General features: G+C 34.2%; 25 protein-coding genes and 1 pseudogene. 19 read left to right on the forward strand and 7 right to left on the reverse strand.

The window, feature by feature from the left end:
- Positions 1-68 precede the first annotated feature (68 nt).
- From CHHT_RS04480 to CHHT_RS04495, 4 genes are all read left to right on the forward strand, one after another.
- On the forward strand, positions 69-386 hold the full coding sequence (locus CHHT_RS04480) for a hypothetical protein (RefSeq protein ID WP_034961327.1): 318 nt from the start codon (positions 69-71) through the stop codon (positions 384-386).
- 167 nt (positions 387-553) lie between these two features.
- Positions 554-1,696 (forward strand): AAA family ATPase, encoded by a 1,143-nt coding sequence (locus CHHT_RS04485; RefSeq protein ID WP_034961325.1) that lies wholly within the window; start codon positions 554-556, stop codon positions 1,694-1,696.
- Between the two features lie 63 nt (positions 1,697-1,759).
- Positions 1,760-2,824 (forward strand): flavodoxin-dependent (E)-4-hydroxy-3-methylbut-2-enyl-diphosphate synthase, encoded by a 1,065-nt coding sequence (gene ispG, locus CHHT_RS04490; protein WP_034961322.1) that lies wholly within the window; start codon positions 1,760-1,762, stop codon positions 2,822-2,824.
- Positions 2,824-4,224: a replicative DNA helicase gene (locus CHHT_RS04495; RefSeq protein ID WP_034961320.1), complete on the forward strand. Its 1,401-nt coding sequence runs from the start codon at positions 2,824-2,826 to the stop codon at positions 4,222-4,224. Before ispG ends, CHHT_RS04495 begins: the two co-directional genes overlap by 1 nt.
- Positions 4,225-4,242: 18 nt before the next feature.
- On the opposite strand, the gene CHHT_RS04500 is transcribed toward CHHT_RS04495, so the two are convergent.
- Positions 4,243-4,962, reverse strand: coding sequence for a CorA family divalent cation transporter (locus CHHT_RS04500; protein ID WP_034961318.1), 720 nt, complete (start codon positions 4,960-4,962; stop codon positions 4,243-4,245).
- The gene (gene tgt / locus CHHT_RS04505) at positions 4,959-6,083 is read right to left on the reverse strand and encodes a tRNA guanosine(34) transglycosylase Tgt (RefSeq protein WP_034961316.1); all 1,125 of its coding nucleotides are present in this window, start codon (positions 6,081-6,083) and stop codon (positions 4,959-4,961) included. The genes CHHT_RS04500 and tgt overlap by 4 nt, the downstream gene beginning before the upstream one ends.
- A 37-nt stretch (positions 6,084-6,120) precedes the next feature.
- On the opposite strand from tgt, the gene CHHT_RS04510 reads away from it, so the two are divergent.
- From CHHT_RS04510 to trmA, 4 genes are read left to right on the forward strand one after another with little or no spacing between them, the layout of a single operon-like run.
- On the forward strand, positions 6,121-7,542 hold the full coding sequence (locus CHHT_RS04510; RefSeq protein WP_034961314.1) for a COG3400 family protein: 1,422 nt from the start codon (positions 6,121-6,123) through the stop codon (positions 7,540-7,542).
- A gap of 36 nt (positions 7,543-7,578) precedes the next feature.
- Positions 7,579-8,688 carry an ankyrin repeat domain-containing protein gene (locus CHHT_RS04515; RefSeq protein WP_034961312.1) on the forward strand — a complete coding sequence of 370 codons (1,110 nt, stop codon included), beginning with the start codon at positions 7,579-7,581 and terminating at the stop codon, positions 8,686-8,688.
- Positions 8,685-9,425 (forward strand): SDR family NAD(P)-dependent oxidoreductase, encoded by a 741-nt coding sequence (locus CHHT_RS04520; RefSeq protein ID WP_034961310.1) that lies wholly within the window; start codon positions 8,685-8,687, stop codon positions 9,423-9,425. The genes CHHT_RS04515 and CHHT_RS04520 overlap by 4 nt, the downstream gene beginning before the upstream one ends.
- Positions 9,426-9,428: 3 nt before the next feature.
- A complete protein-coding gene (gene trmA, locus CHHT_RS04525; RefSeq protein ID WP_034961307.1) occupies positions 9,429-10,529 on the forward strand; it encodes a tRNA (uridine(54)-C5)-methyltransferase TrmA in 1,101 nt (366 codons plus the stop codon).
- 54 nt (positions 10,530-10,583) lie between these two features.
- On the opposite strand, the gene CHHT_RS09400 is transcribed toward trmA, so the two are convergent.
- Positions 10,584-10,946 (reverse strand): CZB domain-containing protein, encoded by a 363-nt coding sequence (locus CHHT_RS09400; RefSeq protein WP_407712483.1) that lies wholly within the window; start codon positions 10,944-10,946, stop codon positions 10,584-10,586.
- 81 nt (positions 10,947-11,027) lie between these two features.
- Positions 11,028-11,285: pseudogene (locus CHHT_RS09405) on the reverse strand (methyl-accepting chemotaxis protein); the annotation flags it as partial.
- Positions 11,286-11,936: 651 nt separating this feature from the next.
- Here CHHT_RS09405 and CHHT_RS04535 point away from each other — a divergent pair.
- The 9 genes from CHHT_RS04535 (at position 11,937) to CHHT_RS04575 (ending at position 19,786) form a co-directional block, all read left to right on the forward strand.
- The gene (locus CHHT_RS04535) at positions 11,937-12,263 is read left to right on the forward strand and encodes a hypothetical protein (protein WP_034961302.1); all 327 of its coding nucleotides are present in this window, start codon (positions 11,937-11,939) and stop codon (positions 12,261-12,263) included.
- Positions 12,253-12,870: an HAD family hydrolase gene (locus CHHT_RS04540; protein WP_034961299.1), complete on the forward strand. Its 618-nt coding sequence runs from the start codon at positions 12,253-12,255 to the stop codon at positions 12,868-12,870. The genes CHHT_RS04535 and CHHT_RS04540 overlap by 11 nt, the downstream gene beginning before the upstream one ends.
- Positions 12,871-12,997: 127 nt before the next feature.
- Positions 12,998-15,190 (forward strand): NADP-dependent isocitrate dehydrogenase, encoded by a 2,193-nt coding sequence (locus tag CHHT_RS04545; RefSeq protein WP_034961297.1) that lies wholly within the window; start codon positions 12,998-13,000, stop codon positions 15,188-15,190.
- Between the two features lies 1 nt (position 15,191).
- A complete protein-coding gene (locus tag CHHT_RS04550) occupies positions 15,192-16,106 on the forward strand; it encodes a malate dehydrogenase (protein ID WP_034961295.1) in 915 nt (304 codons plus the stop codon).
- 231 nt (positions 16,107-16,337) lie between these two features.
- Positions 16,338-16,643: a 4Fe-4S binding protein gene (locus tag CHHT_RS04555; protein ID WP_034961291.1), complete on the forward strand. Its 306-nt coding sequence runs from the start codon at positions 16,338-16,340 to the stop codon at positions 16,641-16,643.
- Between the two features lie 9 nt (positions 16,644-16,652).
- Positions 16,653-17,774, forward strand: coding sequence for a 2-oxoglutarate synthase subunit alpha (locus tag CHHT_RS04560; protein ID WP_034961289.1), 1,122 nt, complete (start codon positions 16,653-16,655; stop codon positions 17,772-17,774).
- 1 nt (position 17,775) lies between these two features.
- Positions 17,776-18,621 carry a 2-oxoglutarate ferredoxin oxidoreductase subunit beta gene (locus CHHT_RS04565; RefSeq protein ID WP_034961286.1) on the forward strand — a complete coding sequence of 282 codons (846 nt, stop codon included), beginning with the start codon at positions 17,776-17,778 and terminating at the stop codon, positions 18,619-18,621.
- The gene (locus tag CHHT_RS04570) at positions 18,618-19,169 is read left to right on the forward strand and encodes a 2-oxoglutarate:acceptor oxidoreductase subunit OorC (protein ID WP_034961284.1); all 552 of its coding nucleotides are present in this window, start codon (positions 18,618-18,620) and stop codon (positions 19,167-19,169) included. The genes CHHT_RS04565 and CHHT_RS04570 overlap by 4 nt, the downstream gene beginning before the upstream one ends.
- Positions 19,170-19,300: 131 nt before the next feature.
- A complete protein-coding gene (locus tag CHHT_RS04575; RefSeq protein WP_034961282.1) occupies positions 19,301-19,786 on the forward strand; it encodes a flavodoxin domain-containing protein in 486 nt (161 codons plus the stop codon).
- 243 nt (positions 19,787-20,029) lie between these two features.
- Here the strand turns inward: CHHT_RS04575 and CHHT_RS04580 are convergent, their stop codons facing one another.
- The 3 genes from CHHT_RS04580 to rseP form a co-directional block, all read right to left on the reverse strand.
- Positions 20,030-21,838, reverse strand: a complete 1,809-nt coding sequence (locus CHHT_RS04580; RefSeq protein WP_034961279.1) for a PhoX family protein — start codon at positions 21,836-21,838, stop codon at positions 20,030-20,032.
- A gap of 305 nt (positions 21,839-22,143) precedes the next feature.
- Positions 22,144-22,761: a YggS family pyridoxal phosphate-dependent enzyme gene (locus CHHT_RS04585; protein WP_034961277.1), complete on the reverse strand. Its 618-nt coding sequence runs from the start codon at positions 22,759-22,761 to the stop codon at positions 22,144-22,146.
- Positions 22,758-23,870 (reverse strand): RIP metalloprotease RseP, encoded by a 1,113-nt coding sequence (gene rseP / locus CHHT_RS04590; RefSeq protein ID WP_034961275.1) that lies wholly within the window; start codon positions 23,868-23,870, stop codon positions 22,758-22,760. The genes CHHT_RS04585 and rseP overlap by 4 nt, the downstream gene beginning before the upstream one ends.
- A gap of 117 nt (positions 23,871-23,987) precedes the next feature.
- On the opposite strand from rseP, the gene rpe reads away from it, so the two are divergent.
- Both rpe and CHHT_RS04600 read left to right on the forward strand, forming a co-directional pair.
- Positions 23,988-24,629 carry a ribulose-phosphate 3-epimerase gene (gene rpe, locus CHHT_RS04595; RefSeq protein ID WP_034961274.1) on the forward strand — a complete coding sequence of 214 codons (642 nt, stop codon included), beginning with the start codon at positions 23,988-23,990 and terminating at the stop codon, positions 24,627-24,629.
- Between the two features lie 12 nt (positions 24,630-24,641).
- Positions 24,642-25,427: a 3'-5' exonuclease gene (locus CHHT_RS04600; RefSeq protein ID WP_034961271.1), complete on the forward strand. Its 786-nt coding sequence runs from the start codon at positions 24,642-24,644 to the stop codon at positions 25,425-25,427.
- Position 25,428: the final 1 nt, after the last annotated feature.

The raw sequence follows: 25,428 nt of genomic DNA on the forward strand, positions 1-25,428 counted from the left end.
ATATAATATAATGCAACGAATTTATCGCAGTTAAATTTATTTTAGACTAGCGCAGAAAGTATAAAGCAATGAAAAAAATAAAAGTATCAAAATATTTAGTCGCCTTTTTGCTTATTATGGCGATATTTTTTACTGCGATCATTTCTTACATTATTCACAAAAATAATCATAAAGAACTAAATTTATTGATGAAAAATCAAATATCGCAAATGCAAAATAGTATAGATAAGGCTTTGCTTGGCGCGTATGCTTTAGAAGCGCTTGTGCTAGGTGCAAATGGCTTTGATCATCTTTATGAATATGCCGATAAAGCCCTGTACTTTTCAAAAGTAAAAGGTAGAGACTGCTACACTTTTTATTCGGATATATCAAAATCAGATATTTAATGTAAACTGTTAATATCAGGAAGCTTTTTTACTTTAAAAATTTTTATAAATAGTAATACAAACATCTAATTATCTATAAAATAATTAGATATAATTATCCATCTTAAACTATATCTAATAAAATAAAAGCTACAATAATCTAAATAATAAATAGATAAGGAGCCGATATGTTTAAAACAGGAAGCCCTGTAAAAGGCGATGATTTTATAGATAGAAAAAAGCATTTACCGATATTTAAAGCTTATTTGGAAAATAATCAACATATTATGATTAAAGCTCCTAGGAGATTTGGTAAAACTTCTTTGATAAAACAAGTTTTTGAGCATGAAAAAGCTTTTAATTATATTTATATAGATTTAAGAAGAGCGATGGGCTTAGCTTCATTATCTAATCAAATTTTAGAAAAAACTTATGGATTTGCCGGTATCGACGGCTTTTTTGAGCAATTTAAAAAGTCTATCACTGAGCTTCTAAAAACAATACAAAAAGTAAAAATAGACGATATAGGCGAGATCACTTTAAAGCATTTAGAAAATGGCGTTAAAGATGAAAGAGAGTATTTTTTACACTCTTTAGAAGTGGTGGAAAAAATATCTGAAAAAAAGAATTTAAATATTAAATTTGTATTTGACGAGTTTCAAGATATTTTGCGTATAAGCGATGATTTTATATTGGAGCAAATTCGCTCAGTAGTCCAGCATCATCAAAACGTTACTTATATTTTTTTAGGAAGCATAGAAAGTGTAATGACAAAGATATTTTCTTCTAAAATTTCACCTTTTTTTCATTTTGCCAAGATTATGGAGCTAGATGGGCTAGATATAGAAGAGTTGTTTGACTATGCTAAAGAAGTGTTTGATAAAAAAGATATTAGTTTGGATCATTCACTATCAGATATGCTGAAATTTCTAAACGGACATCCGGATTATTCTATCCAAGTATTGCAAACTTTGTACTATAAAACTACTGTTGAAAGTATTAAATTTATAGATTATAGTTTGTGCGTTGAAGTTTTAACTTCTGTCATAATCGCAAATAAGCCTTATCTAGAAGAGCTTATCTCTAAAACTAAACAAAAGAAATCTCATTATGAAGTTTTGCACGCGATAGCAAACGCTTATAGTCCAAATTTAAATCCTAAAAGCTTATATAGCATTCATAGCTCTTTAGAAGATATGGGACTTATAAGAAAGATAGGGCGCGGAGAGTATAAGATAAACGATATATTTTTAGAAATTTTGTTAAAACAAAAAGACGATGAGTTGATACTTGAAAATAAAATAATAATTGACGATTTTTTAGGAGCTTAAACTTATCATATTTTTATCCAAATTTAGTTACACTTTACGTATTAAATTTACGGAAAAAAAGATATGCAAAGATACATTACAAAACAAATTTCAGTAGGAAATGTAAAGATAGGCGGTGACGCTCCTATCAGCGTTCAGTCGATGACGTTTTCAAAAACAAGAGACGTAAAAGCGACTTTAGAGCAGATAAATCGGCTGTATTTTGCTGGGTGCGATATAGTTCGTTGCGCAGTGTTCAACAAAGAAGATATAAAGGGGCTTGAGCAGGTAAAAAAAGAGAGCCCAATCCCTATCGTAGCAGATATCCATTTTAACTATACTTATGCTTTGGAAGTGGCTAAATTTGTAGATGCTATCAGGATAAATCCTGGCAATATCGGCGGGAAACAACGCATAAAAGCTGTTGTTGAAGCCTGCAAAGAAAACCAAATTCCTATTCGTATAGGAGTAAATTCAGGTAGCCTTGAAGAGCAGTTCGAAAAAGCTTATGGTAGAAGCGTTAAAGGTATGATAGAAAGTGCGCTATATAATATAAAACTTCTTGAAGAGTTTGAATTCACTGACATAGCTATCAGCCTAAAGTCAAGTGACGTTGCTAAAACTATGGAGGCTTATAGGACTTTAAGGCCGCTTGTAGAGTATCCGTTTCATCTTGGAGTGACTGAAGCAGGAACTGCTTTTCACGCTACTATAAAGTCTGCGATAGCACTTGGAGGTTTGTTGCTTGAGGGTATCGGCGATACGATGAGAGTGAGCATAACAGGAGAACTTGAAGAAGAGATAAAAGTAGCTCGTGCCATACTTCAAGATAGTGGTCGCCAAAGATCTGGGCTAAATATCATCTCATGTCCTACTTGTGGTAGATTGCAAAGTGATCTTATGAAAGCCGTGAAAATAGTAGAAGAAAAAACCGCTCATATAAGTGAGCCTTTAAACGTAAGTGTAATGGGATGTGTGGTAAATGCGATAGGAGAAGCAAAAGGTGCAGACGTAGCGATCGCTTTTGGTAAAGGAAATGGGCTTATTATGCGGCATGGCGAAGTTGTGGCAAAACTAAAAGAAGATGAGCTAGTGGATAGATTTTTAAGCGAGATAGATGATGAGATCAAGCAAAGGACCGGCAAATAATGATCAATGAAGTAGGGCAAAATTTATATGATTTAGATATGGAAAGATCGATCTTAAGCGCGATCTTATTTAGTGAAGACAATATCGGCGAGATATATGATCTCATTTCTCCAAGCGACTTTTATCTAAAAGGACACGCCGATGTTTATAGTGCGATGGTGGAGTGTTTAAATCACGATGAGCCAATCGATCTTGCATTTATAAAAAAACGTCTTGCAAATAACTTTGATGACAAGGTTTTTACTGAAATCATTACTACAAATTCGATTTTAGATATCAAAAAATACGCCCTAGAACTAAAAGAAAAGTCTATAAAGCGCTCATTAGTAAAAATGGCTCATAAGATACCAAATAAGGTAAATGAAGATAAAGCAAGTCGCGATATAGTTGATGAAATAAGTGGCGAAATTTACTCTCTTGTAGATAATTCAAATGGTGGGGTTATCAAAGAGAGTAAAGAGATAATAGAGGGCGTCATAAAAGAGATAGAAAAGCAAAAAACACTTATAGATAAAGACGTAGTCGGTGTAGATACCGGATTTAAAAGATTAAATGAGATGACAAAAGGCTTTAAAGACGGCGATCTTGTCATCATCGCGGCTCGTCCTGGTATGGGAAAGACGGCTTTTGTGTTAAATTTAGTTCAAAAAGTTTTAAATCAAGATCTAGGTGTAGTATTTTTTTCACTAGAGATGCCAGCCACTCAGCTTATGCTAAGACTGCTTAGCGCTAAGACTTCGATCCCACTTCAAAACTTAATGACAGCAGATATGGATAATGATGAGCTCTCAAGGCTTAGCGATGCTTGCGATGAGATATCTAGAAAAAAACTTTTTGTATATGACAGTGGAAATGCTACTATCCACCAAGTAAGAACACAAATGAGAAAGCTAAAGGCGTCCCATCCAGAGATCAAGCTTTGCGTGATCGATTATATCGGTTTGATGACAAACTCTTCTGCTTACAGCGACAGGCATCTACAAATAGCTGAAATTTCGCGTGGGTTAAAACTTTTAGCTAGGGAGCTAAGTTTGCCAGTTATCGCTTTGTCTCAGCTGAATCGTAGCTTGGAAGCTAGAGCCAACAAGCGTCCGATGCTTAGTGATCTAAGGGAATCTGGGGCCATAGAACAAGACGCAGATACGATACTTTTTGTATATCGAAACGAAGTTTATCTTGAACAAGAAGAGAAAGAAAGAGAGCAAAAAGCAAAGCTTGAGGGTAAAATGTATGAGAAAAAATTTGTTCCAAACAAGATAGAAGAAAATGCCGAGATAATAGTCGGTAAAAATCGTAACGGACCTACTGGAACTGCTGAGATGATATTTCAAAAAGAATTTACTCGCTTTGTGGATAAAAGCTATTCATCTCCAGTCGAAAGCAGTGAGTTTAACGGCTAAATTTAAATATAAATTTGATTATTTTTTAAATTTAAACAGCCAAAACATAGATATGGCTATAAAAAATATCATAGCTATAAATACCATAACGGTGCCGTTTGCTCCACTTAAAAACATATCTCCGGTATTCATTCCAAAAAATCCGGTTATCAAATTTAATGGCAAGAAAAAAGCAGATATCATAGTAAGTATATATAAGTTTTTGCTATGTTTTTGATCTTTTATAGAGTTGTAATAACTAAATATAATAGACAGCCTTGATGATGTATCGTCTATGATCTTGTCTATTCTTTTTAGCGATTGCGTATCATTTTTAAACTCTTTTTTATAACCGTTAAACTCATCTACGAAGTCATTTAACGCTACCATAAAATACTCGTGAAGTATGGCTAGAAGTGAAAAATTTCTTTTTAGTTTAAAATAAACGCTCAAAAAACCACTATCAAATTTGTTTTTGTATATAACATTTTCTATGTTTATGACTTCTTCTTCGTATTTATCTAGTGTAGTTTTAAAATACCCTAAAGCATCATCAACTGCTTTTTTAAATTTAGCAAAATCGGTTTTTATAAATTTATCTTGCACCTTTTCAAATATCTCATCTCCTAAAAATACAAATCCAGCATTTTGACTATGAAAATCTGTGCTTATGATGAGTAGTTTGTAGTTTTCAGTGCTAAAATATCCACTTCTACTAGATACTTTTTCTAGCTTTTTTCTATGTTCGTCATTTATCATAACACGCCTCTTTTTGCGTAAAATTCTTTTTTAAATTCTTTGAACTTACCTTGTATTATCGCTTCTCTCATCTGTTTTACTAAATTTAGATAATAATGCAGGTTATGAAGACTTGCAAGTCTAAAAAACGTAAGCTCTCTAGCTTTATAAAGATGATTCAAGTATCCGCGACTAAAGTTGCGACAAGTATAGCAGTCGCACTGCGGATCGATCTTATTATCATCTTTGATAAACGCCGCAGCTTTTATATTGACTTTGCCAAAACTCGTAAAAAGCGTACCGTTACGTGCGTTTCTTGTAGGCATAACGCAATCAAACATATCCACGCCACGCTCTACATTTTCTACTAAATCCTCAGGAGTTCCCACGCCCATTAAGTAGCGTGGGCGATCTTTGTCTATGAAAGGCATAACTGCTTCAACCGTGTCATACATCTCTTCGTTACTCTCTCCAACGCTTAGTCCTCCTATAGCAAGTCCGTCAAACTCCATCTCGCAAAGCGCCTCAGCGCAGAATTTTCGTGCATTATAGTCAGTTCCGCCTTGAATGATTCCAAAGATATTTTGACTCTCGCCAACGCCTTTTTGCTTATTTGATTTGTGATATTCACTGGCTATTTTCGCCCAGTTTATCGTCCTTTTTATGCTTAGTTCAACTCGCTCAAAGCTAGCTGGAAGCGCTACAAGATCATCAAGTATCATCATAATATCGCTTCCTAAATCATATTGCGTATCAAGTACGCTTTTAGGTGTAAAATAGTGCGTACTTCCATCTATATGGCTTTTAAATTTGATCCCATTTTCATCTGGTTTTGAGATCTTTGATAGTGAAAATGCTTGAAATCCACCACTATCGGTTAAAAAACTTCTATCAAATTTACTAAAACCATGTAACCCGCCAAACTCCCTTACGACCTTGCTTGTCGGGCGTAAATATAAATGATAAGTATTTGCTAGTATTATTTTTGTGTCTAGAATTTCTTTTAGATCTATGGCGTCTAGGCTTTTTACAGCTCCAAGTGTTCCAACAGGCATAAAAATGGGAGTTTGGATCGTCGAGTGCGCTGTTTTTAGGGTACAAGCTCTGGCGTTACCGTCTGTTTTATCTATTTTAAAATTCATTTATGATACAATTCCTTTTTTAATTTTTGGAGATTTTATGAAAAATATCTTGATAATTGCGGACGGTATTTTAGCAAATCATTTCTTAGAAAGGCTTTTTAACAGTAGAAATAATAGCCTTCACAATTATACGATAATAACTTATAATGATGAAACTCTTCCGCAAAATAGGGCAAATTTTGAAAATTTTAATTTTTTAAATTTTGATCCGACGAGTTTTTCTAAGCTTAGACTTCATATAAAATCGGAATTTGAAAAAATAATGATAATTATGGAGAGGGAGCTTGACGCAAGAAGTGTATATGAAAATTTAAAAAAGATAAATCAAAAAGTAGAGATCGACATAATGGATTTTTGGGGTTTAGAAGATAAGCTAAATAATGATTATCTTTTAAGGCTTATAGATGTAAGAAAGATCTTAAGCTCGAGATTTATGGACTTTTTACCAGATGTTCCTGTTATCGCCGACAATATCGGGCTAGGCATCGGTGAGATTATGGAAGTAAAAGTACCAAATGGAAGCAGCTACGCTTATCGCCACATAGGAAATATAAGAAAGAAAAAATGGAAAATAGCTATGATATATCGTCATCAAAACTACATCATAGCTACGCCAGATACGATCATTTTACCAAACGATGTTTTGCTCATAGTTGGAGAGCCAAGAGTTTTGGAGAGTGTTTTTAGAGCCGTAAAAAAAGAGCCGGGGCAGTTTCCAAGTCCGTTTGGAAATAACATTTATCTATCTTTGGATATGAAAAATATGAGTGAAAGTGCGATATTTGCTCTGATAAACGACTCTTTGTTGCTTCATTCTAAACTTAATAATAAAAAACTTTTCATAAACGTTATAAATCCGACTTTATCGCCTGTATTTGATGAGATCAAAAAATTACCATCTAAAAATATATTTGTTAATATAGACTATTTTACTTCGAATTACAATATCGCAAAAAGGGTTATGAGTGAGCTTGATATCGGCTTAGTGATCACAGATACCAAATTTTTTAAGAAAAATAAAAAAATGTTTTGGTCACTTAAAACTCCAGTTTTAAAGATAGGGAAAAGCGGATTTCCTTGTGTGAAAAGAGGTGTCGTAGTAGGAAATGAAGAGGACGCCGAGTATCAATCTAGCGTTATTATGGACTGCTGTACGCAGTTAAATTTCGACATAGATTTTTATCATTTTGATGCTAAATTTGATAAAAAAACAGACAATTTAATGGAGCATTTTGATAGTCTTTCAAAGATTTTTAATAAAAAAGTAAATATCATAAGAGACAATCAAAATCCTATCTTAAAGCTGAGAAAACGAAGTGATATGCTACAGTTTATATCTTTTAGTATAAGGGTTTTAGATGGTGGATTTTTTAGTATTTTTTCAAAAGATACCGATAGATTGCACTATATACTTGATAAAAACTATCAGCTTTTTATACCTCAAAGCGATAAAATATAGGAAAGTAAATAAGGAGAAAAAAAAAGGGGGGGGGGAATGAGAATTGCGCTATTTATTACGTTTTTTTGTTTTTGTTTAGCAAACGGTGTTGATTTTACAGATAGAATTTATAAATTAAGCAACCAAATAAGAGGCGATGAGAAAAACTGTTTTACAAATGCGGGTTTTTATAGTACGAAAACAAAAGAGATCATAACTCTTGGGCTAAGCGATCCTAAAGAGTATGCAAAAATGCTTCCGCAAAAAGACGAATACGAAAGATTGGTTGATGAGAGTAAAGAGTATTTTCGTTTTTGGGCTGTAAAAAGCATAAGCAACTTTATACTTTTTAATGAGTTTAATAAAGAATTTATCAGTGTAGTTCCAAAGCTTAATAAATACTATCAAGGTGAGTTTGCTCTTGATGAGCCAAGCGCTATCTTTTTTGCTACTCATATCGCAAATGAATTTTTATTTTTGAGCGTGGGCGATTATTACAAGGCTTATAAACTTACAAAGCTTGAAAATATGATGCTAAATGAGAAGTTAGATATTAATGAATTTATAAATGAACTATACTTGCAAAAGCCAAATAAGCACGAACTAACAAACCTTTTGTATATAGCACTTTTGAAAAATCAAGATAAGGTTTTGTTTTCGACTTTGATAAATATGGGCGCTATGATAAATAGCGGAGATGAGTCTGCTATATTTTTTGCGTTAAAAAATAGAAAGAATGTGGAATTTTTACTGAAAAATGGAGCCGATGTGAATTACGAAAATTCATTTGGTAAAACTCCGTTATTTTATGCTATCGATTTTAAAGATAATGATCTGATAAAGTTTTTAGTCAAAAATGGCGCAAATGTCAATAAAAAATACATAAGCAATACCCAAAAAGACGCTATCGCTTCAGGGATAAAAAACATACCGTTTTTTCAAAATTTATGTGCATTAGAGCATACTTCAAGAACCGTTTTTATGCACGCGGCTTTTCATTCTACTCCTGAAATTTTAAATTTTTTGATAAAAAATGGAGCAGATATACAAGCTAAAGACGATCTTGGATATAACGCGCTTGATTATGCTTTGATAGCTAAAAATAGTGCAAACATAGAGTTTTTAAGTGCTACTGGTTTAAAATCAAATTTAGGAGAAATAAAGTGAAAAATACAGCTTTTATAACAGGAGCAAGCTCTGGATTTGGAGAGGCTCTTGCTAGAAGACTTAGCAAAGAGGGCTTTAAGCTCATACTTTTAGCAAGGCGTAAAGATAGACTTGAAAGTCTTGCCACCAAGCTTGGAAATACGCACATAATATGCGCCGATATCAGAGATAAAAACGCTGTTTTTAAAGCAATTGATGAGCTTCCAAAAGAGTTTAAAGATATAGAAATTCTTATAAATAACGCAGGTCTTGCTCTAGGACAAGAAACAGTAATGGATGCAAAAATAGAAGATTTTGAAACTATGATAGATACAAATATCAAAGGACTCATCTATGCTACAAAAGCGACTTTGCCACTAATGAAAAATGGCGGATATATATTTAATCTCGGCTCAGTTGCTGGGAGTTGGCCATATCCTGGCGGAAATGTTTATGGTGCTACGAAAGCCTTCGTGGAGCAGTTTAGTCTAAATCTTAGAAATGACTTAAAAGGTAAAGATATTAGAGTAACGACGATAAAGCCTGGTATCGCTAAAACTGAGTTTAGCTTAGTGAGATTTAAAGGTGATGAGCAAAAAAGCGACAATGTTTATAACTCTACTAAATATCTAGAAGCTAATGATATCGCGCAAATAGTCATAGACTGCATAAATTTACCTAAACACGTAAATATAAATACTCTTGAAGTTATGCCTACTACTCAGAGCTGGGCAGGTTTTTTCTTTGAAAAAGAGTAAAATTTGAAGCTTGATTGTGTATATCTTAAGGACTGCGGAAGCTGTATTTTTGAAACTAGCTATGATGAACAGATCAGATTTAAGCAAGGTTTTGTAAGAGAGTTGTTTGATGAATTTTATAGTGGTGAATTTGAGTTTTTCAGCTCGCCTGTGTCTAAATTTAGAAGTAGGGCGGAGTTTGGAATTTATCACGATAATGATGGCATTAGCTACTCTATGAGAGGAGTAGCTAATAAATTCGTAAAGATAAATGCGTGTGAGATAGTAAGCGCTCAGATATCAAATTTAATGCCTGTCTTGCTAAAAAAAATAAGCTCTGTTTTGGCTTTAAAACAAAAGCTTTTTGGAGTGGAGTTTATCTCTACAAAAAATGAAATTTTGGCTATTTTGCTTTACCATAAAGACATTTGTACTATAAAAAAAGAGCTTGAAGATCTTCATTTTGAACTCGGTGTAAATTTAATAGCTAGAAGTAGGGGTAAAAAGCTTGTTTTTGGCAGCCCTTATCTAAATGAGACTTTGTCTATAAAAGGCAAGGATTATAGCTATACTTTTGGCGACGCAGCTTTTATCCAGCCTAATACGATTATGAATGAAAAGATGATCTCTTGGGCATTAGACTGTTCTTCAAACACCAAAGATTTATTGGAACTTTACTGTGGACATGGAAATTTCACTATCCCGATGAGTTTTAAATTTAAAAAAGTATTAGCTACTGAGATAAGTAAAAACTCTATTTTAAGCGCTCAAAAAAACTGTGAATCAAACAGTGCAAAAAATATCAAATTCCTAAGAATGAGTGCAGAAGAGCTTATGGAAGCATTTGCTAAGAAAAGAGAGTTTGTACGTCTTAAAGATGTTTGTTTAGACGAGTTTGATTTTAGTCATATTTTAGTAGATCCGCCACGTGCAGGCTGTGATGAAAGTGTACTAGCATTTATGAAAAAATATGAAAATATCATTTATATATCTTGCAATCCTCTAACTTTAAAAGAAAATTTAAAGACTCTTTGTAGAACTCATAGAATATCTAAATTTGCTATCTTTGATCAGTTTGTGCATACAAAACATATAGAATGTGGAGTTTTACTAAGAAAAATTTAAGAAGCTAAAATTTGCAACTAAGAGAAATTTACCGCAAAAAAGCGGTAAATCATACTAATCCATAGAGCAAGTTTTGGTTTTTACCATTTCGCTAAATATTCCAAATAGTCTCATACTCGCTTCTTCAGCTTTGTTAAATTGCTCTAGCACAAGCTCACTTCTGGCTTTTTTGCCTGATAATTCTATAGCCTTGTTTATGGCTGCGTGGACTTGTTTATGCGGCTCGATAAGCTGAGCGTATTGCGCGGTTGAGCCAAATACCTCTTTTCCAGCGCCTTCATACCATTTTCCAAGACGACAACTAAGGTGGTCGCTCATGGCTTCATAGTTTTTAGTAAGAACGTGTCCGTATCCAAAGATCTTAAATATAACGTGATCTAGTTTTGCAAGTGACGCGAATATCTCGTTGTATATCACGATAGAACTGCACTCGATGTATTTTGAGTTTTTGACGAGATCTTCAAATTTAGCTATAAATTCTTCTATATGTTCATTCGATTTTATAGAGATATTTTCTACTTCTTCACTTTGAGTAAACATATCACTAGCATTTTGTTTAAGTAAATTTATGTTCATTTCTACTTCTGCGGTTGCTTTTTGAGTACGCTCTGCTAGTTTTCTTACTTCATCGGCAACGACGGCAAATCCGCGTCCGTGTTCGCCTGCACGCGCCGCTTCTATAGCTGCGTTTAACGCTAAAAGATTTGTTTGATCGGAAATATCTTTTATTAAATTTATTACATTTGTGATCTCATCTACGCTTTTGTGAAGATTTTCAGCTGTTGCACGTGATTTATTTGATGAGTTTGTTATTTCGTTTAAAGAAGATATCAGATCATTACTTGAGCTAGATAAAAGCTTGATACTGCTTATAGTGTCTTCTGTTTTATCTATTGTATCGTGAGATAGTTTTAAATTTCTTTCTATGCCTTCTTGTATATTTTTGATACCGTCTTTTGCGCCGCCTACCATAGTACTCGCAAGTGCAGATATGGCTTCGCAATCAATATCTTGAAGAGCTTTTGCTTTAAGCTTCTCATTTTCTAAGATTAATGCCTCGTTTTCTCTGTTCTTTTGCTCGAGTTCACTTTTAAGAGCTTCTACTTCGCTCTTATATTTTTTGAGTTCATTGCTATTTGATCCACCAAACATAAGTCCCCCCTCCCCATATTTTGAATTTTTGTACCTAGATGAATAGTTAATTATTGATTAATATTTAATTAATACACTGTAGTACGGTAATATTTTATGTAAATTCAAATTAATTATTGCTTAATAATCTCGATAAAATGGTAAATATTAGCATATTTTTTTACTTTAAAACAATAATTTTATATTATTTTAAAGAAATATATTTGTTTAATTTTGATATAATTTTTCATAAAACTTGAACTTTTGGAAGTTATAATGAATGATGATAAATTTAAAAGAGTGCGCTATCTAAGAGCTTTGGAGAAATACAGCAAGCTTGTTATTAGAAATTTAAAGCGAGAAGATTTTGATATGGATAAATTTACCACTCTTGTTAAGAAAAATCTTGAAATTTTATTAAAGGTAGAACCGGCATTTTTAGATCAACCTTATACTAAATCACTTTGTGACTTTGCAAATCTAACTTCAAGATCTACAGACAAAGAGGAGCTTTTAAGGGCTGCAAATAACCTAGAAAAGCTAAAAAATTCAAAAACTTATAAAAAAGAAAAACATAAAAAAGGTGGCTTAGATGAGTATTAAATGTGTTATTTTCGATATGGACGGTACTCTTATAGATAGTAAAAAAGCTATCTGCAAGACGATAAATCATATGAGAGCTTGTATGCAGATGCCTGAATTAGATGATGATTTCATAATGTCTATTATAAATGATCCTCAAAAAAACTCTATCAAAGAATTCTATGGTTTTGATGAGATAACTACCGATATGAGGTTAAAATTTGAAAAAGAATTTAATAAAAACTATGAGCTTTACGCTGTAGTTTATAAAGAAGCTATGGAGCTTTTAGAAGCTTTAAAAGAAAAAGATTATCTGCTTGGAGTAGCTACAAACGCGCCACACGCAACTATAGAAAATATCCTTAAAAATTGTGGCATTTTGGGGTATTTTGAGACTATAGTAGGAGCAAGTAAAGGCATTGCACCAAAACCAGATCCTGCTATGTTAAACATCATAAGAGATAAATTTGGCGTAGAATGTGCATTTATCGGAGACAGCGCGAAAGATTACTTGGCTGCGAAAAATGCCGATATGCGCTATATCCACGTTATATGGGGTAGAGATGAGATCATAAGCGAGATACAAAACTGTAAAACTGCAAAAGACGTCATAGAAGCTTTGCATTAAAATTCGGTAATGAGTCCAAAAAAAATAACTTAATTTTTTATAAAAATAAAAAATAAATAGGCTAATGGATATAAAAATTAACAAAATGTTTGATAGAATTATAAAAATTTAATAAAAAAGGAAAAAAATGGCTGATATAATCTACACTTACACAGACGAGGCGCCAGCACTCGCGACTTACTCTTTGTTCCCTATCATAAAAGAGTTTTTGTCACGCGGCGGCATTGATATAGAAACTATGGATATTTCTTTAGCAGCAAGAATACTTGCAAACTTTCCAGAATACCTAAAAGAAGAGCAAAAAGTACCTAATTTCTTAGAAATTTTAGGTGAAATGACAAAAGAAAAAACTGCAAATATAATCAAGCTCCCAAATATTTCAGCGTCACTTCCACAACTAAATGCTGCTATAGCAGAGCTTCAAAGCAAAGGTTACGCGGTTCCAAATTATGTTGAAAATCCTAGTAATGACAAAGAAGCAAGCATAAAAGCTAGATATGCAAAAGTGCTTGGAAGTGCTGTAAATCCAGTACTTAGAGAAGGCAACTCAGATAGAAGATGTGCTGCGGCTGTTAAAGCGTATGCAAAAGAATTCCCACATAAAAACGGAGCTTGGAGCAAAGATATAAAAACACGCGTATCATATATGAATGGTGGTGATTTTTACTCAAATGAAAAATCAGTCATAGTTAGCGGAGATACCAAATTTAAGATAGAATTTGAAGATGCTCATGGCAAAAAAGAGCTATTAAAAGACGGCATAAAAGCCGGACGTGGGGACATTATTAGCGCTACATTTCTAAGTGCTAATAAACTTGATAAATTTATAGAAGAAAGTATAAAAGACGCTAAAGACAGTGGTTTGCTTTATTCAGTACATCTAAAAGCTACTATGATGAAAGTCAGCGATCCTGTGATTTTTGGACATTTTGTAAAGGTATTTTTTAAAGAGATATTTGAAGAGTTTGCAAGTGAGCTTAAAGAGGCTGGAGTAAACCAAAACAACGGGCTAAAAGATCTATTTGCAAAAATAGAAAATCTACCTTGCAAAGCAAAAATTCTAGCTAAATTTGATGAAATTTACGCCACTAGAGCAGATCTTGCTATGGTAGATAGCGACAAAGGTATCACAAACTTGCACGTTCCAAGCGACGTTATAATCGACGCTTCGATGCCTGCAATGATAAGAAATAGCGGTAAAATGTGGGATAAGAAAGGTGATGCTAGAGATACTTTGGCCGTTATCCCAGATAAGACTTACGCTACCATATATGAAGCAACTATCGAAGATCTAAAAGCAAATGGAGCTTTAAATCCAGCAACCATAGGAAGCGTTTCAAACGTTGGGCTTATGGCAAAAAAAGCTGAAGAGTACGGAAGCCACGATAAAACTTTTATAGCAAAAAGCAATGGTAAATTTATAGTAAGTAGCGATAATGGCGATAATATGGAGTTTAAAGTAGAAGAGGGAGATATATTTCGCGCTATAGAGGCTAAAGATGAAGCGATCAAAGACTGGATAAAACTAGCAATAAATAGAGCTAAAGCTACGAAGTCTCCTGCTATATTTTGGTTAGATGAAAATCGTGCCCATGATGCAAATATGATACAAATCGTAACAGATGAACTAAAAAAATATGATCTTTCAAATTTAGATATAAGTATAGCTGAGCCGACAAAAGCTATAAAACGAAGTATATCTATCATAAGAAGCGGAAAAGATGCTATAAGTGTGACAGGAAATGTGCTAAGAGATTATTTAACTGATCTTTTCCCTATACTTGAGCTAGGAACTAGTGCAAAAATGCTATCTATCGTACCTTTGCTAAATGGAGGTGGACTTTTTGAGACTGGAGCTGGCGGAAGCGCACCAAAAATCGCATGGCAACTTATAGAAGAAAATCACCTTAGATGGGATAGCTTGGGTGAATTTTTAGCTCTTGGGGCAAGCTTAGAACATCTTGCAAATATAAGTGGTAAAAAAGAGGCAAAAATCTTAGCAGATACTCTTGATAAAGCAATCCAAAGTTATTTAAAAAATGACAATTCTCCACGTAAAAATATAGGTGAAAATGATAACCGCGGAAGTCATTTTTATCTTACTCTTTATTGGGCAAATGAACTAGCAAATAGTGAGCTAAAAGATAAATTTAGTGCTATGGCAAAAGAGCTTAGCGAAAATAAAGAAAGTATCGTAAATGAGCTAAATAAAGCTCAAGGCAAAAGAGTCGAAATAGGCGGATACTATAAATTTGATGATAAACTAGTGTCAAATATAATGAGACCTAGCAAACTTTTCAATGAAATTTTAGGAAAATGATTTGAAAATCGCAATTATAGGCGCTGGAAATGTTGGGGCTTGCACAGCAAGTTTGCTTATTTCCAGACAAGTGTGTAAAAAAGTAGCACTTATAGATATAAATAAAAATCTTGCGACTGTTAAAGCTATCGATCTAGCTCAAATGGTCGCTGCTTTAGATCTTGATATAGATGTAGTCGGCGGTGATGACTACTCTTTGATCAAAGATTATGATATAGTTGTCATAACAGCAGGTTTTGCTAGAAGAGAAGATCAAAAAAGAGAAGATCTAATAGCCACAAACGCCAAAATAGTAGCTTCTAGCGCGATTAACATTGCTAAATGGGCGCCAAATTCTATTATAGTAGTAGTGACAAATCCACTTGATATAATGGTATATGTAGCCTTAAAAGCTAGCAAATTTAGTCCTTTAAAAGTCATAGGTATGGCAGGAGAACTAGATAGTGCAAGGCTTAAGTATGAGATATCTTCAAAACTAGGAACGTCGTCCGCAAAATGCTTTGCAAAGTGCGTGGGAACACACAATAACGATATGATATGCTTAGAATCGTCTATGAAATTTGAAGATAAAAGCATAAAAGATATCTTTGATCCAGATGAGATAGAAGAAATAAAACAAAGAACCAAAAACGGTGGTGCAAATATAGTAAAATTAATGGGAACTTCAGCATTTTACGCACCTAGTGCAGGTGTTCTAAAGATGTGCGAAAGCATAAAAAACGGCGATGAAAAGCCTCTTAGTTGCTCTGTATTTAGTAAATTTGGCGAAGATGAAGTATCTATTGGACGCTTAGTAAAACTTGACAATAACGGTATCAAAGAGATCTTGGAGTTAAATTTAACACAAAAAGAGATGAAAAACTTTAAAGATAGTATCGAAAAAGTTATTAAAATTATAAGCTATATAAATATATAACCGTTGAATATTAATAATTTATAAAATAGATAATCTAGTTCTTAACTAATGCTTTTTTATCAACTTTTTTAAGTTAAATTTACATAAGCACAAAGCTTGGTGGAATCTATAGAATATCCATAGTTTTTAGACTAAATTTCCTTAAAGGATTTTGGGAGATTTTAGCCTTGATATTTTTAGATGGTTATAAAGTCCTTGGTAATGAGATCAAAGAATTAATAGGAGAATGATATGAAAGAACAACCAGTAGGTATGGCTGTTTGGGTAGATGAGGACAGATGCAAAGCTTGCGATATCTGTGTTAGCTACTGCCCAGCAGGAGTTTTGGGCATGAAAGAAGATATTCATGCTGTTCAAGGTATGATGATAGAAGTAAGTCATCCTGAATCCTGTATAGGATGTAGGGATTGTGAGCTTCATTGTCCTGATTTTGCTATCTATGTTGCCGACAAAGGCTTTAAATTTGCGAAAATTACCCCAGAAGCAAAAGAGAGAGCTGCTGCTGTAAAAGCAAATCATTTTAGGAAACTTAAATAAGTATAGCAAATGAGAAGTATAATAACAACAGGAAATGCACTTGTATCACGTGCAGCTGTGGATTGTGGTTGCAATTTTTTTGGCGGTTACCCTATAACACCATCAAGTGAAGTAGCACACGAATTAAGCGTTTTATTGCCTAAAAACGGTGGTAAATTTATACAAATGGAAGATGAGATAGCTGGTGTTTCAGTTGCTCTTGGCGCTAGTATGAGCGGTGCTAAGGCTATGACCGCTAGCTCAGGACCTGGTATTTCACTAAAATCAGAGCAGATAGGTCTTGGATTTATAGCTGAAATTCCTTTGGTTATAGTAAATGTTATGCGTGGCGGTCCATCTACTGGTCTTCCTACTCGCGTTGCTCAAGGAGATATTCTTCAAGCAAAAACTCCTAGCCACGGTGATTATTGCTCTATTGCAGTAGCCCCTGGTAGTTTGGATGAAATTTATACTGAAACAGTAAGAGCATTTAACCTTGCAAATCGTTTTAGTACTCCGGTTTTTTTGCTTCTTGATGAGACTATCGGGCACATGCAAGGAAAAGCCGTAGTTCCGGAGGTTGCAGATCTAAAGATAGAGCCACGTCGTGAGTTTAAAGGAGATCCAAAAGATTATAAGCCTTATGAAGCAAAAGAAGACGAACCAGCTACTTTAAATCCGTTTTTTAAAGGTTATCGTTATCACATAACAGGTCTTCATCACGGTGAAACAGGCTTCCCGACTGAAGATGGAAAACTAGTAGACTACAACATAAAAAGACTATTTAATAAAATAAAAGGTCATATAGATGAAATATCAAACTATGAAGAGTATAAATTAGACGACGCTGAAATTTGTATAATCTGCTACGGTAGCGTAAGCTTAGCGGCAAAAGAAGCAGTTGATAAACTAAGAAACGAAGGCATAAAAGTAGGTATTTTTAGACCTATTACTTTATGGCCAAGCCCAGAAGCCAAACTAAAAGAGATCGGCTCTAAATTTAAAAAGATTTTGGTGACAGAGCTAAATTTGGGTCAATATTTAGAAGAAATACAAAGATGTACTTTAAGAAATGATTTTAAAACATTACTTAAAGCAAACGGTCGTCCGCTTAGTCCAAGCGAAATCATAAATAAAGTTAAGGAGTTTTAAGATGGCTTTTAACTATGATAATTATCTAAGAACAAGTAAAATGCCTACACTTTGGTGTTGGGGTTGTGGTGATGGTGTCATCTTAAAAAGTGTTATAAGAGCTATAGACGCTATGGGTTGGAATATGGATGATGTGTGTGTAGTAAGTGGTATAGGCTGCTCAGGTAGATTTTCAAGTTATGTAAACTGCAACACAGTTCACACAACTCACGGTCGTGCGATAGCCTATGCAACAGGTATCAAACTAGCAAATCCAGAAAAACACGTAATCGTCGTAACTGGAGATGGTGATGGTCTTGCGATCGGTGGAAATCATACAATACACGGATGTAGAAGAAATATAGATATAAACCATATCTTAATAAACAACTTTATCTATGGTCTTACAAACTCTCAAACAAGCCCTACGACTCCACAAGGCTTTTGGACAGTTACGGCTCAATGGGGAAATATAGATCCAAATTTTGACGCCGCAAAGCTCGCAACTGCTGCTGGAGCTACATTCGTTGGGCGTGAAACTGTGATAAATCCTACTAGAATAGAAAAACTTCTAGTAGAAGGATTTAAACACGAAGGATATAGCTTTTTTGATATTTTCTCAAACTGCCATATAAATTTAGGTAGAAAAAATAAAATGGGTGAAGCTACACAGATGATAGACTGGATCGATCAAAGAACGATTTCAAAAGTTAAATTTGACGCTCTTAGCGATGAAGAAAAACATGGGAAATTCCCAACTGGTGTGCTTCATAAAGACGAGAGTCATATAGAGTATTGCAAAGCTTATCAAAAAGTTATTGAGGCTGCTCAAAACAAAACAAAAATCAACTTTGAGGAGATAAAATGAGTTCAGCAGAGTTAAGATTTGTCGGAGTAGGCGGACAAGGCGTTATCTTGGCTGGAGAGATTCTCTCAGCTGCCAAGATAGAAGCAGGTGGATACGGCGTAAAGGCTTCAACTTATACTTCACAAGTACGTGGCGGTCCAACAAAAGTTGATATCATATTAAGTGATGAAGAGATAAGATATCCTTATGCAAATGAGGGTGAGATAGAGTTTATGTTAGCTACAGCGCAAAAAAGCTATGATACTTTTAAAGAAGGCGTAAAAGACGGTGGTATCATCGTAGTAGAGCCGAATTTGGTAAAACCTAGCGAAGAAGACAAAAAACGCTGGAAAATATATGAGATTCCTATCATTTCTATAGCTAAAGATGAAGTTGGAAATGTCATCACTCAAAGCGTAGTAGCTCTTGGTGTAGCTATCAAATTTACAGGCGTAATGGACGCTGAGATAGTTCGTGCCAAAATGCTTAGTTCAGTTCCTGATAAAGTAAAAGAGGCTAATAATAAAGCCTATGATCTTGGGCTTGCATACGCTTCTAAATACTTATAAAATTACTCAAAGCCCTATATATGGGCTTTGTACTTCTATGATATTTTTCCGTAATATTTTAATATTGTTTAAGCACAATTTTTGTCTTATTTAGATATAATTCCACGAAATTTTATTTTTAAGGATGAAATATGTCAAAAATAGGCGTTATTTACGGTTCAAATGGTGGCGATACAAAAGAAGTTGCAGAGTATATAGCCAGTAAATTTGATAGCGAAGTTATCGATGTAAAAGATTTAAGCGTTGATTTTTTCGATAAATTCGATAAATTTATATTTGCAGCTTCTACTCACGGACACGGTGAGCTTCAAAAAGATTTCAAAGCTAAATTAAATGTAGTTGCTGAAGCAAGTTTTATAAATAAAACAGTTGCACTTGTAGGAGTAGGTGGTCAAGTAAAACATCCAAGTACATTCATAGACGGTTTAGTAGAGTTTTTACCACTGATTCGTGGAGCAAAACTTGTGGGTGCTAGTGATGTAGATGGATATAAATTTACACACTCATTAGCATTTATAAATGGTAAATTTGTAGGTGCTGCGATAGATTTCAAAAATGATCCAGAATGGAAAACAAGAGCTGACAAATGGGTCGCTTCTGTAAAAGGTGAGTTTTAAACTCGCTAAGGCTTAGCTATTTGCTAAGCTAAATTCTACAATCAAAACAATATGATTTTAAAACTTCATATGATTTAACTCAGAATATCAAATTTAGCCTAATTCTTGTTAGTTATTTATCTATTTTTTACTGCTATGATCTATATAATTTTCTAAATAAATGTAGTTTTATATATGTTTCGAGTTTAGGCTAAATTTGCAAAACGCAAGTAGTCAAAGCCACTGCGTTTTACTTATCTGAACTTACGCCCCTATAATGCCGCCATCATCTTTAGTTATCATTACGACTGCTGATTTTGGAGTATGAGAGCCGCCCTCTGGCCAGTGTGAGCCTTTTAACTCTTCACCTGGGTGCTGGACACTGATAAACATAGTCTTATAATCATCGCTAAATGCGATCCCAGTAAGCTCACAAGCCCTTGGACCAGTGGCAAATCTCTTGACCTCCCCACTATAAGGATCAGCGCAAAGTAGCTGGTTATTTCCCATATCTTCGTAATCCCCAGTATTTGAGTAATCCCCATCAGTAGCTATCCACAAACGACCGTCTTTATCAAAAGCAAGACCATCTGGAGAGTTAAACATATTATTTAAATTTATGTTATTACTACCTTTATAAAGTCCGTTTTTGATCTTTGGGTTTCCAGCCAAAATAAATGTTTCCCACGTAAAGTCGCCATTTGCATGATCGCCGTTTTTTGGTGCCCATTTTAGAATTTGACCATATTTGTTTTTTGCTCTAGGATTTGGAGCATCTACTTCTTGTCTTATTTTATTGTTTGTAAAAGTGGCATATAAAAACTCAGAGTTTGGATCCTTGCTTATCCACTCACACCTATCCATGGGAGTAGCTCCTACGAAAGTGCCTGCTTGCCTAGCTCTTATCAAGATATCTGCTTGTGAGATGAAGCCATTTTCTTTAGTAAGTCCGTTTTTGCCAAATGTTAGCTCTATCCATTTTAATTTACCTTTAAACTCTCCAAACTCACCTTCAAATTTAGCTACATAAAGCGTACCAAACTCAAGAATATCTAAATTTGCTTTTAAATTTGTTCTATTAAATTTATTTTTTGCGACAAATTTATAAACGAATTCGTTGTTTTCGTCATCGCCGCTGTAAGCTACTACGTTATCAAATTTATCTACTACTATTTCACAATTTTCGTGTTTAAAACGTCCTAACGCAGTGCGTTTTTTTGGCATACTTTTTGGATCAAACGGATCTATCTCCACTATCCAACCAAAACGATTTGCTTCATTTGGAGTGGCTTTTATGTCAAATCTATCATCAAAAAGGTGCCACCCATATACATCACCTTTTGCTTTTATACCATATCTTTCAAAACTTTTGCTAGGCGTAAATTTACTATCTTTTGATCCAAAAAAATCATCGAAATTCTCTTCACAAGTCAGATAAGTACCCCAAGGAGTTTTTCCGCATCCACAATTATTTAACGTGCCAAAAACAAGCTCTCCTTTTGGATCTGTGGCAGTTTTAAGAGCGTCATCGCCTTTTGCTTCTCCTGTTATCAAAATAGGTGTATTCATATTTATAAGGCGGTTATATTTGCCATCTATCTCGTATTTATAAAAGTTTGAGCCGTCTCTTTTGATGTTTAGTATGGTTACGCCAAGGCTATTTTGTTGATATTTTATATCATTTGCACTCATATTTTTACCATTGTGATTAAACATAAGTTCTGGATTGACGTATTCATTATTTGTAACTAAAAGTCCTTCTTTTGAGCCATTTATTGCAAAGTATTTTTGCCCATCGGCATTATCGCCAAATACAAAATTCGCATTTTTTACATAGTCATCGTCTATGTTTTTACTCTCATCAAACTTTCTTGCGTGACTAAAGATCGGATCGCTCCATTTTACAAGAACCTTTGCGCTGTAGCCTTTAGCTACCTTAAAATCATCATCTGTACTAATGGCGATCTGTTCAAATCCTATTAAACTTTTAGTATTTGCACCAAGTAAAGAACTGGTAAAAAATCCACTCATTAGCCCTAAGCTACCTAGTTTTAACACACTTCGTCTTTGCATTTTGTCTCCTTTAAGTTTTGTAAGAGAAATTTAACAAACCAAAGAAACAAAATGGATACATTTTTATAAAATGTCATACTTATATTGAAGAATAGGATATATATAAAGAAAGAATGGACGATTTTTATAAAACTTTATGCCCTAAGCGCTGCAAAATAGGGCATAAATAATGAGTTTAGAGGGTTATCTATTTCCAGTTTTTTCACTCTTCCTATGAGTTTGGTTGGTAGTTGTATGAAGCGACAAAATCTTTGTCCAAAATAGCGAACTTACCGCTAACTTAGTATCTCTTTTATTTATAAATTTCATTTATACAAAATCGTTCCAAGACGAATCATATTTGAGCCACATTTTATAGCTAGTTCGTAGTCACTGCTCATTCCCATAGAGCAGATCTTTGCTCCATATTTTTGCAAATTCTCATAAATTTTATATGTGCTCTCAAAGCTTTTTTGTATCTCTTTTATGTCATCACTATGAGCACCGATGCTCATCACTCCTACTAAATTTAGATTTTTGCAACTCTGTTTGATACGTAAAAATTCATCTATAGCTACATTTGGATCTACGCCTTGTTTACTCTCTTCGTGAGCCGAGTTTATCTGAAGCAAGCAATCCAAAGTATAATCAAGCCTTTTATCCACAGCTAGAGCCATAGAAAAACTCTCGCAGCTTTGCCATAAAGTAGGGTGTAGAGCTAGAAGATGATTGATTTTATTTGCTTGTAAACGACCTATAAAATGCCAGTTTAAATTTAGATTATGCAATACATCTTTTTTACGCTTTAGCTCTTGAACTCTGTTTTCCCCAAAGTCCATTTGACCTTGAGAGTATAGCTCCAAAACCTCGTTTTCGGTAACGTTTTTTGAAACAGCGATAAGTTTTGTACTTCCTATTTTGTTTAAAATTTCATCTAATCTCATTCATAAACTCCTGCAAGTCTTAATATATCATTTAATATAGTAAACGCCATCAACGCGAATAAAAACGCCATAGAACCGTAGCTTAACGCCGTAAAAACCTTTTCATTTACCGGTCTTTTAAACACCATCTCATAAAGGTTAAAAACTATATGTCCGCCATCAAGTACTGGAAGCGGAAGCAGATTTAAAACGCCTAAATTTACAGATATCAACGCCACTATCAAAAATAACACCGAAATGCTTATAGTTGAAGCTTTTGTCGTGATATCAGCCATAGCGACTATGCCGCCCATCTCTTTGATAGGAACTACGCCAGTTATCAGCTTTTCAAGCCCTTTATAAATGAGCTTTGAGCTTTCTAAAGTTTCATTAAATGCGTAAGAAATACTGCTTAAACCAGAGTTATACACTTTTGTTATCTCGCCGCTTGGGCTTATGCCTATGAGTGGAGTTTGAATTTTTTCTCTAAACATACTCATACTTTCGCCGATTTTAGGCGTTAAATTTATAGATAAACGCTCACCATTTCTATCGATGACTATATTTATCGGTTCAAGTTTAACTTGCTTTTTGATGTCATCCCATTGCTTTATAGATACGCCATTTATGCTTATTATCTTATCATCTTTTAAAATTCCTGCGCTCTTAGCAGCAGAGTCTTGCTGGATAGCTCCTACGACAGGAGCTAACTTATCTACGCCGATAAATCCTAATGCGATATATAAGAAAAATGCTAACAAAAGATTAAAAAACGGACCTGCAAAAAGTATGGCTATACGTTTTATAGGGCTTAAAACATTGTAGCTATCGCTATCATAATTTTTTAGCTTTGGGTCTAAATCGTCCTGTCCTTTAAGCTGTACATAGCCACCAAGCGGAATAGCGCTTAAACAATAATCAGTACCCCCGACTCTTTTTGTGTAGATTTTCTCACCAAATCCAATGCTAAAAGTATTGACTTTAACGCCAAAAAATCTAGCAACTAAAAAATGACCGAGTTCGTGGAAAAATATAAGAAAAGATATGGCTAAAATAGTCACTCCAAAATGCACACCCCAATACCAAAAACTAGCTATCAATAGGGCCAAGACTAAAAATATACTCTTCAAATTCATCCTTTTTTATTTTTAGTATAACATAAAATTGTAAAGAAGCTTTCAAGAGATATATTGTTTTATCTGAATTTATGCAATTAAATTGTAAAATTACGGCTTGAAAGGTAAAAAATGTATGTAGCACCAAGTATATTATCGGCAGATTTTGGAAGGCTAGATGACGAAGTAAAGGCTATCTGCGAGGCAGGAGCAGACTTAGTTCATGTAGATGTGATGGATGGGCATTTTGTGCCGAATTTAACCATAGGACCACTTGTAGTAAATGCAGTCGCAAAATCGTCCACAAAGCCTTTGGATATTCATTTAATGGTAGAAAACGTACCGTTTTTCGTAGATCTATTTTTGCCGCTTAAACCTAAATTTATAAGCTTCCATATAGAAGAAGAAAAACATCCTTTAAGACTCTGTGATCACATAAGAAAAAATGGCGTAAATCCTGCTATAGTGTTAAATCCACACACCCCTGTTTCTAGCTTAGAATACATAATAAACGATGTGGATATGGTGCTTTTAATGAGTGTAAATCCCGGCTTTGGCGGACAAAAGTTTATCCCATCAGTCTTAGATAAAGCAAAACAACTAAGAGAACTCATAGAATCCAAAAACGCAGCTTGTCTTATAGAAGTCGATGGAGGCGTAAATGGACTAAACGTTAGCGAACTTGATGAAGCGGGCGTAGATATAGTAGTAGCTGGAAATTTCGTATTTAGCTCAAGTGATTACGCAGAAGCTATCAAAGCGTTAAAATTATAAAAAGTTATAAATTTGGAACAAAAGCTAGAAAACTTTATAAATTTACTCGGCAAAAGTAGCTTAAATCATTATGATTTTTTACAAAAAGCCAACGATATAGATAGTATCAAAGAGCTCATTAATATAAAAAACTTTGATGATTGGCATATTTTGGGATTAGATCTTATAAGAACTGAAACCAAAAAAGTTACCCTAAAAACTAGATATACAGACTTTAAGGATCAAGTTTTTTGTGTAGTTGATATAGAAACAAATGGTGGTATCAAAGCAGGTCAGATCATCGAAATAGGGGCGCTAAAACTACTTGATGGTAAAGAAATAGACCGTTTTGAGAGCTTTATTTATGCTCCTGATATTCCAGAAAATATCAGTGAGCTTACAGGGATTTATCCTACAGATCTTATAGGCGCGCCCAGTCTTGCGAGCGTACTTGAAAAGTTCAAGCTGTTTTTAGGAGATAGTGTATTTGTAGCACATAATGTTAAATTTGACTATGATTTTATAAGCGTTAGCCTAGAAAAACAGGGCTTTGGTATGCTTTTAAATAGACGAATTTGCACTATAGATCTAGCTCGCAGAACCATACCTTCGCAAAAATACGGACTTGGTACTTTAAAAGAACTTTTAGGCATAAACAATGCTCATCATAGGGCTTTAAATGACGCTATAGCTGCGTCTGAGATCTTTAAAGAGTGTATAAAAAGAGTGCCTTGGAGTGTTCAAAGTGTTGAGGATCTTATAGTTTTTAGTAAAACTGCAAAAAGCCTAAAACTACCAAATATGATAATAAATCAGTAAA

The organism is Campylobacter hyointestinalis subsp. hyointestinalis, assembly GCF_013372145.1.
GTDB classification, from domain to species: domain Bacteria; phylum Campylobacterota; class Campylobacteria; order Campylobacterales; family Campylobacteraceae; genus Campylobacter; species Campylobacter hyointestinalis.

Excerpts from the sequence above, each read along its gene's own strand:
- CHHT_RS04500 (WP_034961318.1), bottom strand. The coding sequence starts at position 4,962 with ATGATAAATGACGAACATAGAAAAAAGCTAGAAAAAGTATCTAGTAGA.
- CHHT_RS04555 (WP_034961291.1), top strand. The coding sequence starts at position 16,338 with ATGAAAGAACAACCAGTAGGTATGGCTGTTTGGGTAGATGAGGACAGA.
- CHHT_RS04580 (WP_034961279.1), bottom strand. The coding sequence starts at position 21,838 with ATGCAAAGACGAAGTGTGTTAAAACTAGGTAGCTTAGGGCTAATGAGT.
- CHHT_RS04480 (WP_034961327.1), top strand. The coding sequence starts at position 69 with ATGAAAAAAATAAAAGTATCAAAATATTTAGTCGCCTTTTTGCTTATT.
- CHHT_RS04560 (WP_034961289.1), top strand. The coding sequence starts at position 16,653 with ATGAGAAGTATAATAACAACAGGAAATGCACTTGTATCACGTGCAGCT.
- CHHT_RS04515 (WP_034961312.1), top strand. The coding sequence starts at position 7,579 with ATGAGAATTGCGCTATTTATTACGTTTTTTTGTTTTTGTTTAGCAAAC.
- CHHT_RS04570 (WP_034961284.1), top strand. The coding sequence starts at position 18,618 with ATGAGTTCAGCAGAGTTAAGATTTGTCGGAGTAGGCGGACAAGGCGTT.
- CHHT_RS04495 (WP_034961320.1), top strand. The coding sequence starts at position 2,824 with ATGATCAATGAAGTAGGGCAAAATTTATATGATTTAGATATGGAAAGA.
- CHHT_RS04585 (WP_034961277.1), bottom strand. The coding sequence starts at position 22,761 with ATGAGATTAGATGAAATTTTAAACAAAATAGGAAGTACAAAACTTATC.
- CHHT_RS04540 (WP_034961299.1), top strand. The coding sequence starts at position 12,253 with ATGAGTATTAAATGTGTTATTTTCGATATGGACGGTACTCTTATAGAT.
- CHHT_RS04535 (WP_034961302.1), top strand. The coding sequence starts at position 11,937 with ATGAATGATGATAAATTTAAAAGAGTGCGCTATCTAAGAGCTTTGGAG.
- CHHT_RS04575 (WP_034961282.1), top strand. The coding sequence starts at position 19,301 with ATGTCAAAAATAGGCGTTATTTACGGTTCAAATGGTGGCGATACAAAA.
- CHHT_RS04545 (WP_034961297.1), top strand. The coding sequence starts at position 12,998 with ATGGCTGATATAATCTACACTTACACAGACGAGGCGCCAGCACTCGCG.
- ispG (WP_034961322.1), top strand. The coding sequence starts at position 1,760 with ATGCAAAGATACATTACAAAACAAATTTCAGTAGGAAATGTAAAGATA.
- CHHT_RS04565 (WP_034961286.1), top strand. The coding sequence starts at position 17,776 with ATGGCTTTTAACTATGATAATTATCTAAGAACAAGTAAAATGCCTACA.
- CHHT_RS04510 (WP_034961314.1), top strand. The coding sequence starts at position 6,121 with ATGAAAAATATCTTGATAATTGCGGACGGTATTTTAGCAAATCATTTC.
- CHHT_RS04485 (WP_034961325.1), top strand. The coding sequence starts at position 554 with ATGTTTAAAACAGGAAGCCCTGTAAAAGGCGATGATTTTATAGATAGA.
- rpe (WP_034961274.1), top strand. The coding sequence starts at position 23,988 with ATGTATGTAGCACCAAGTATATTATCGGCAGATTTTGGAAGGCTAGAT.
- tgt (WP_034961316.1), bottom strand. The coding sequence starts at position 6,083 with ATGAATTTTAAAATAGATAAAACAGACGGTAACGCCAGAGCTTGTACC.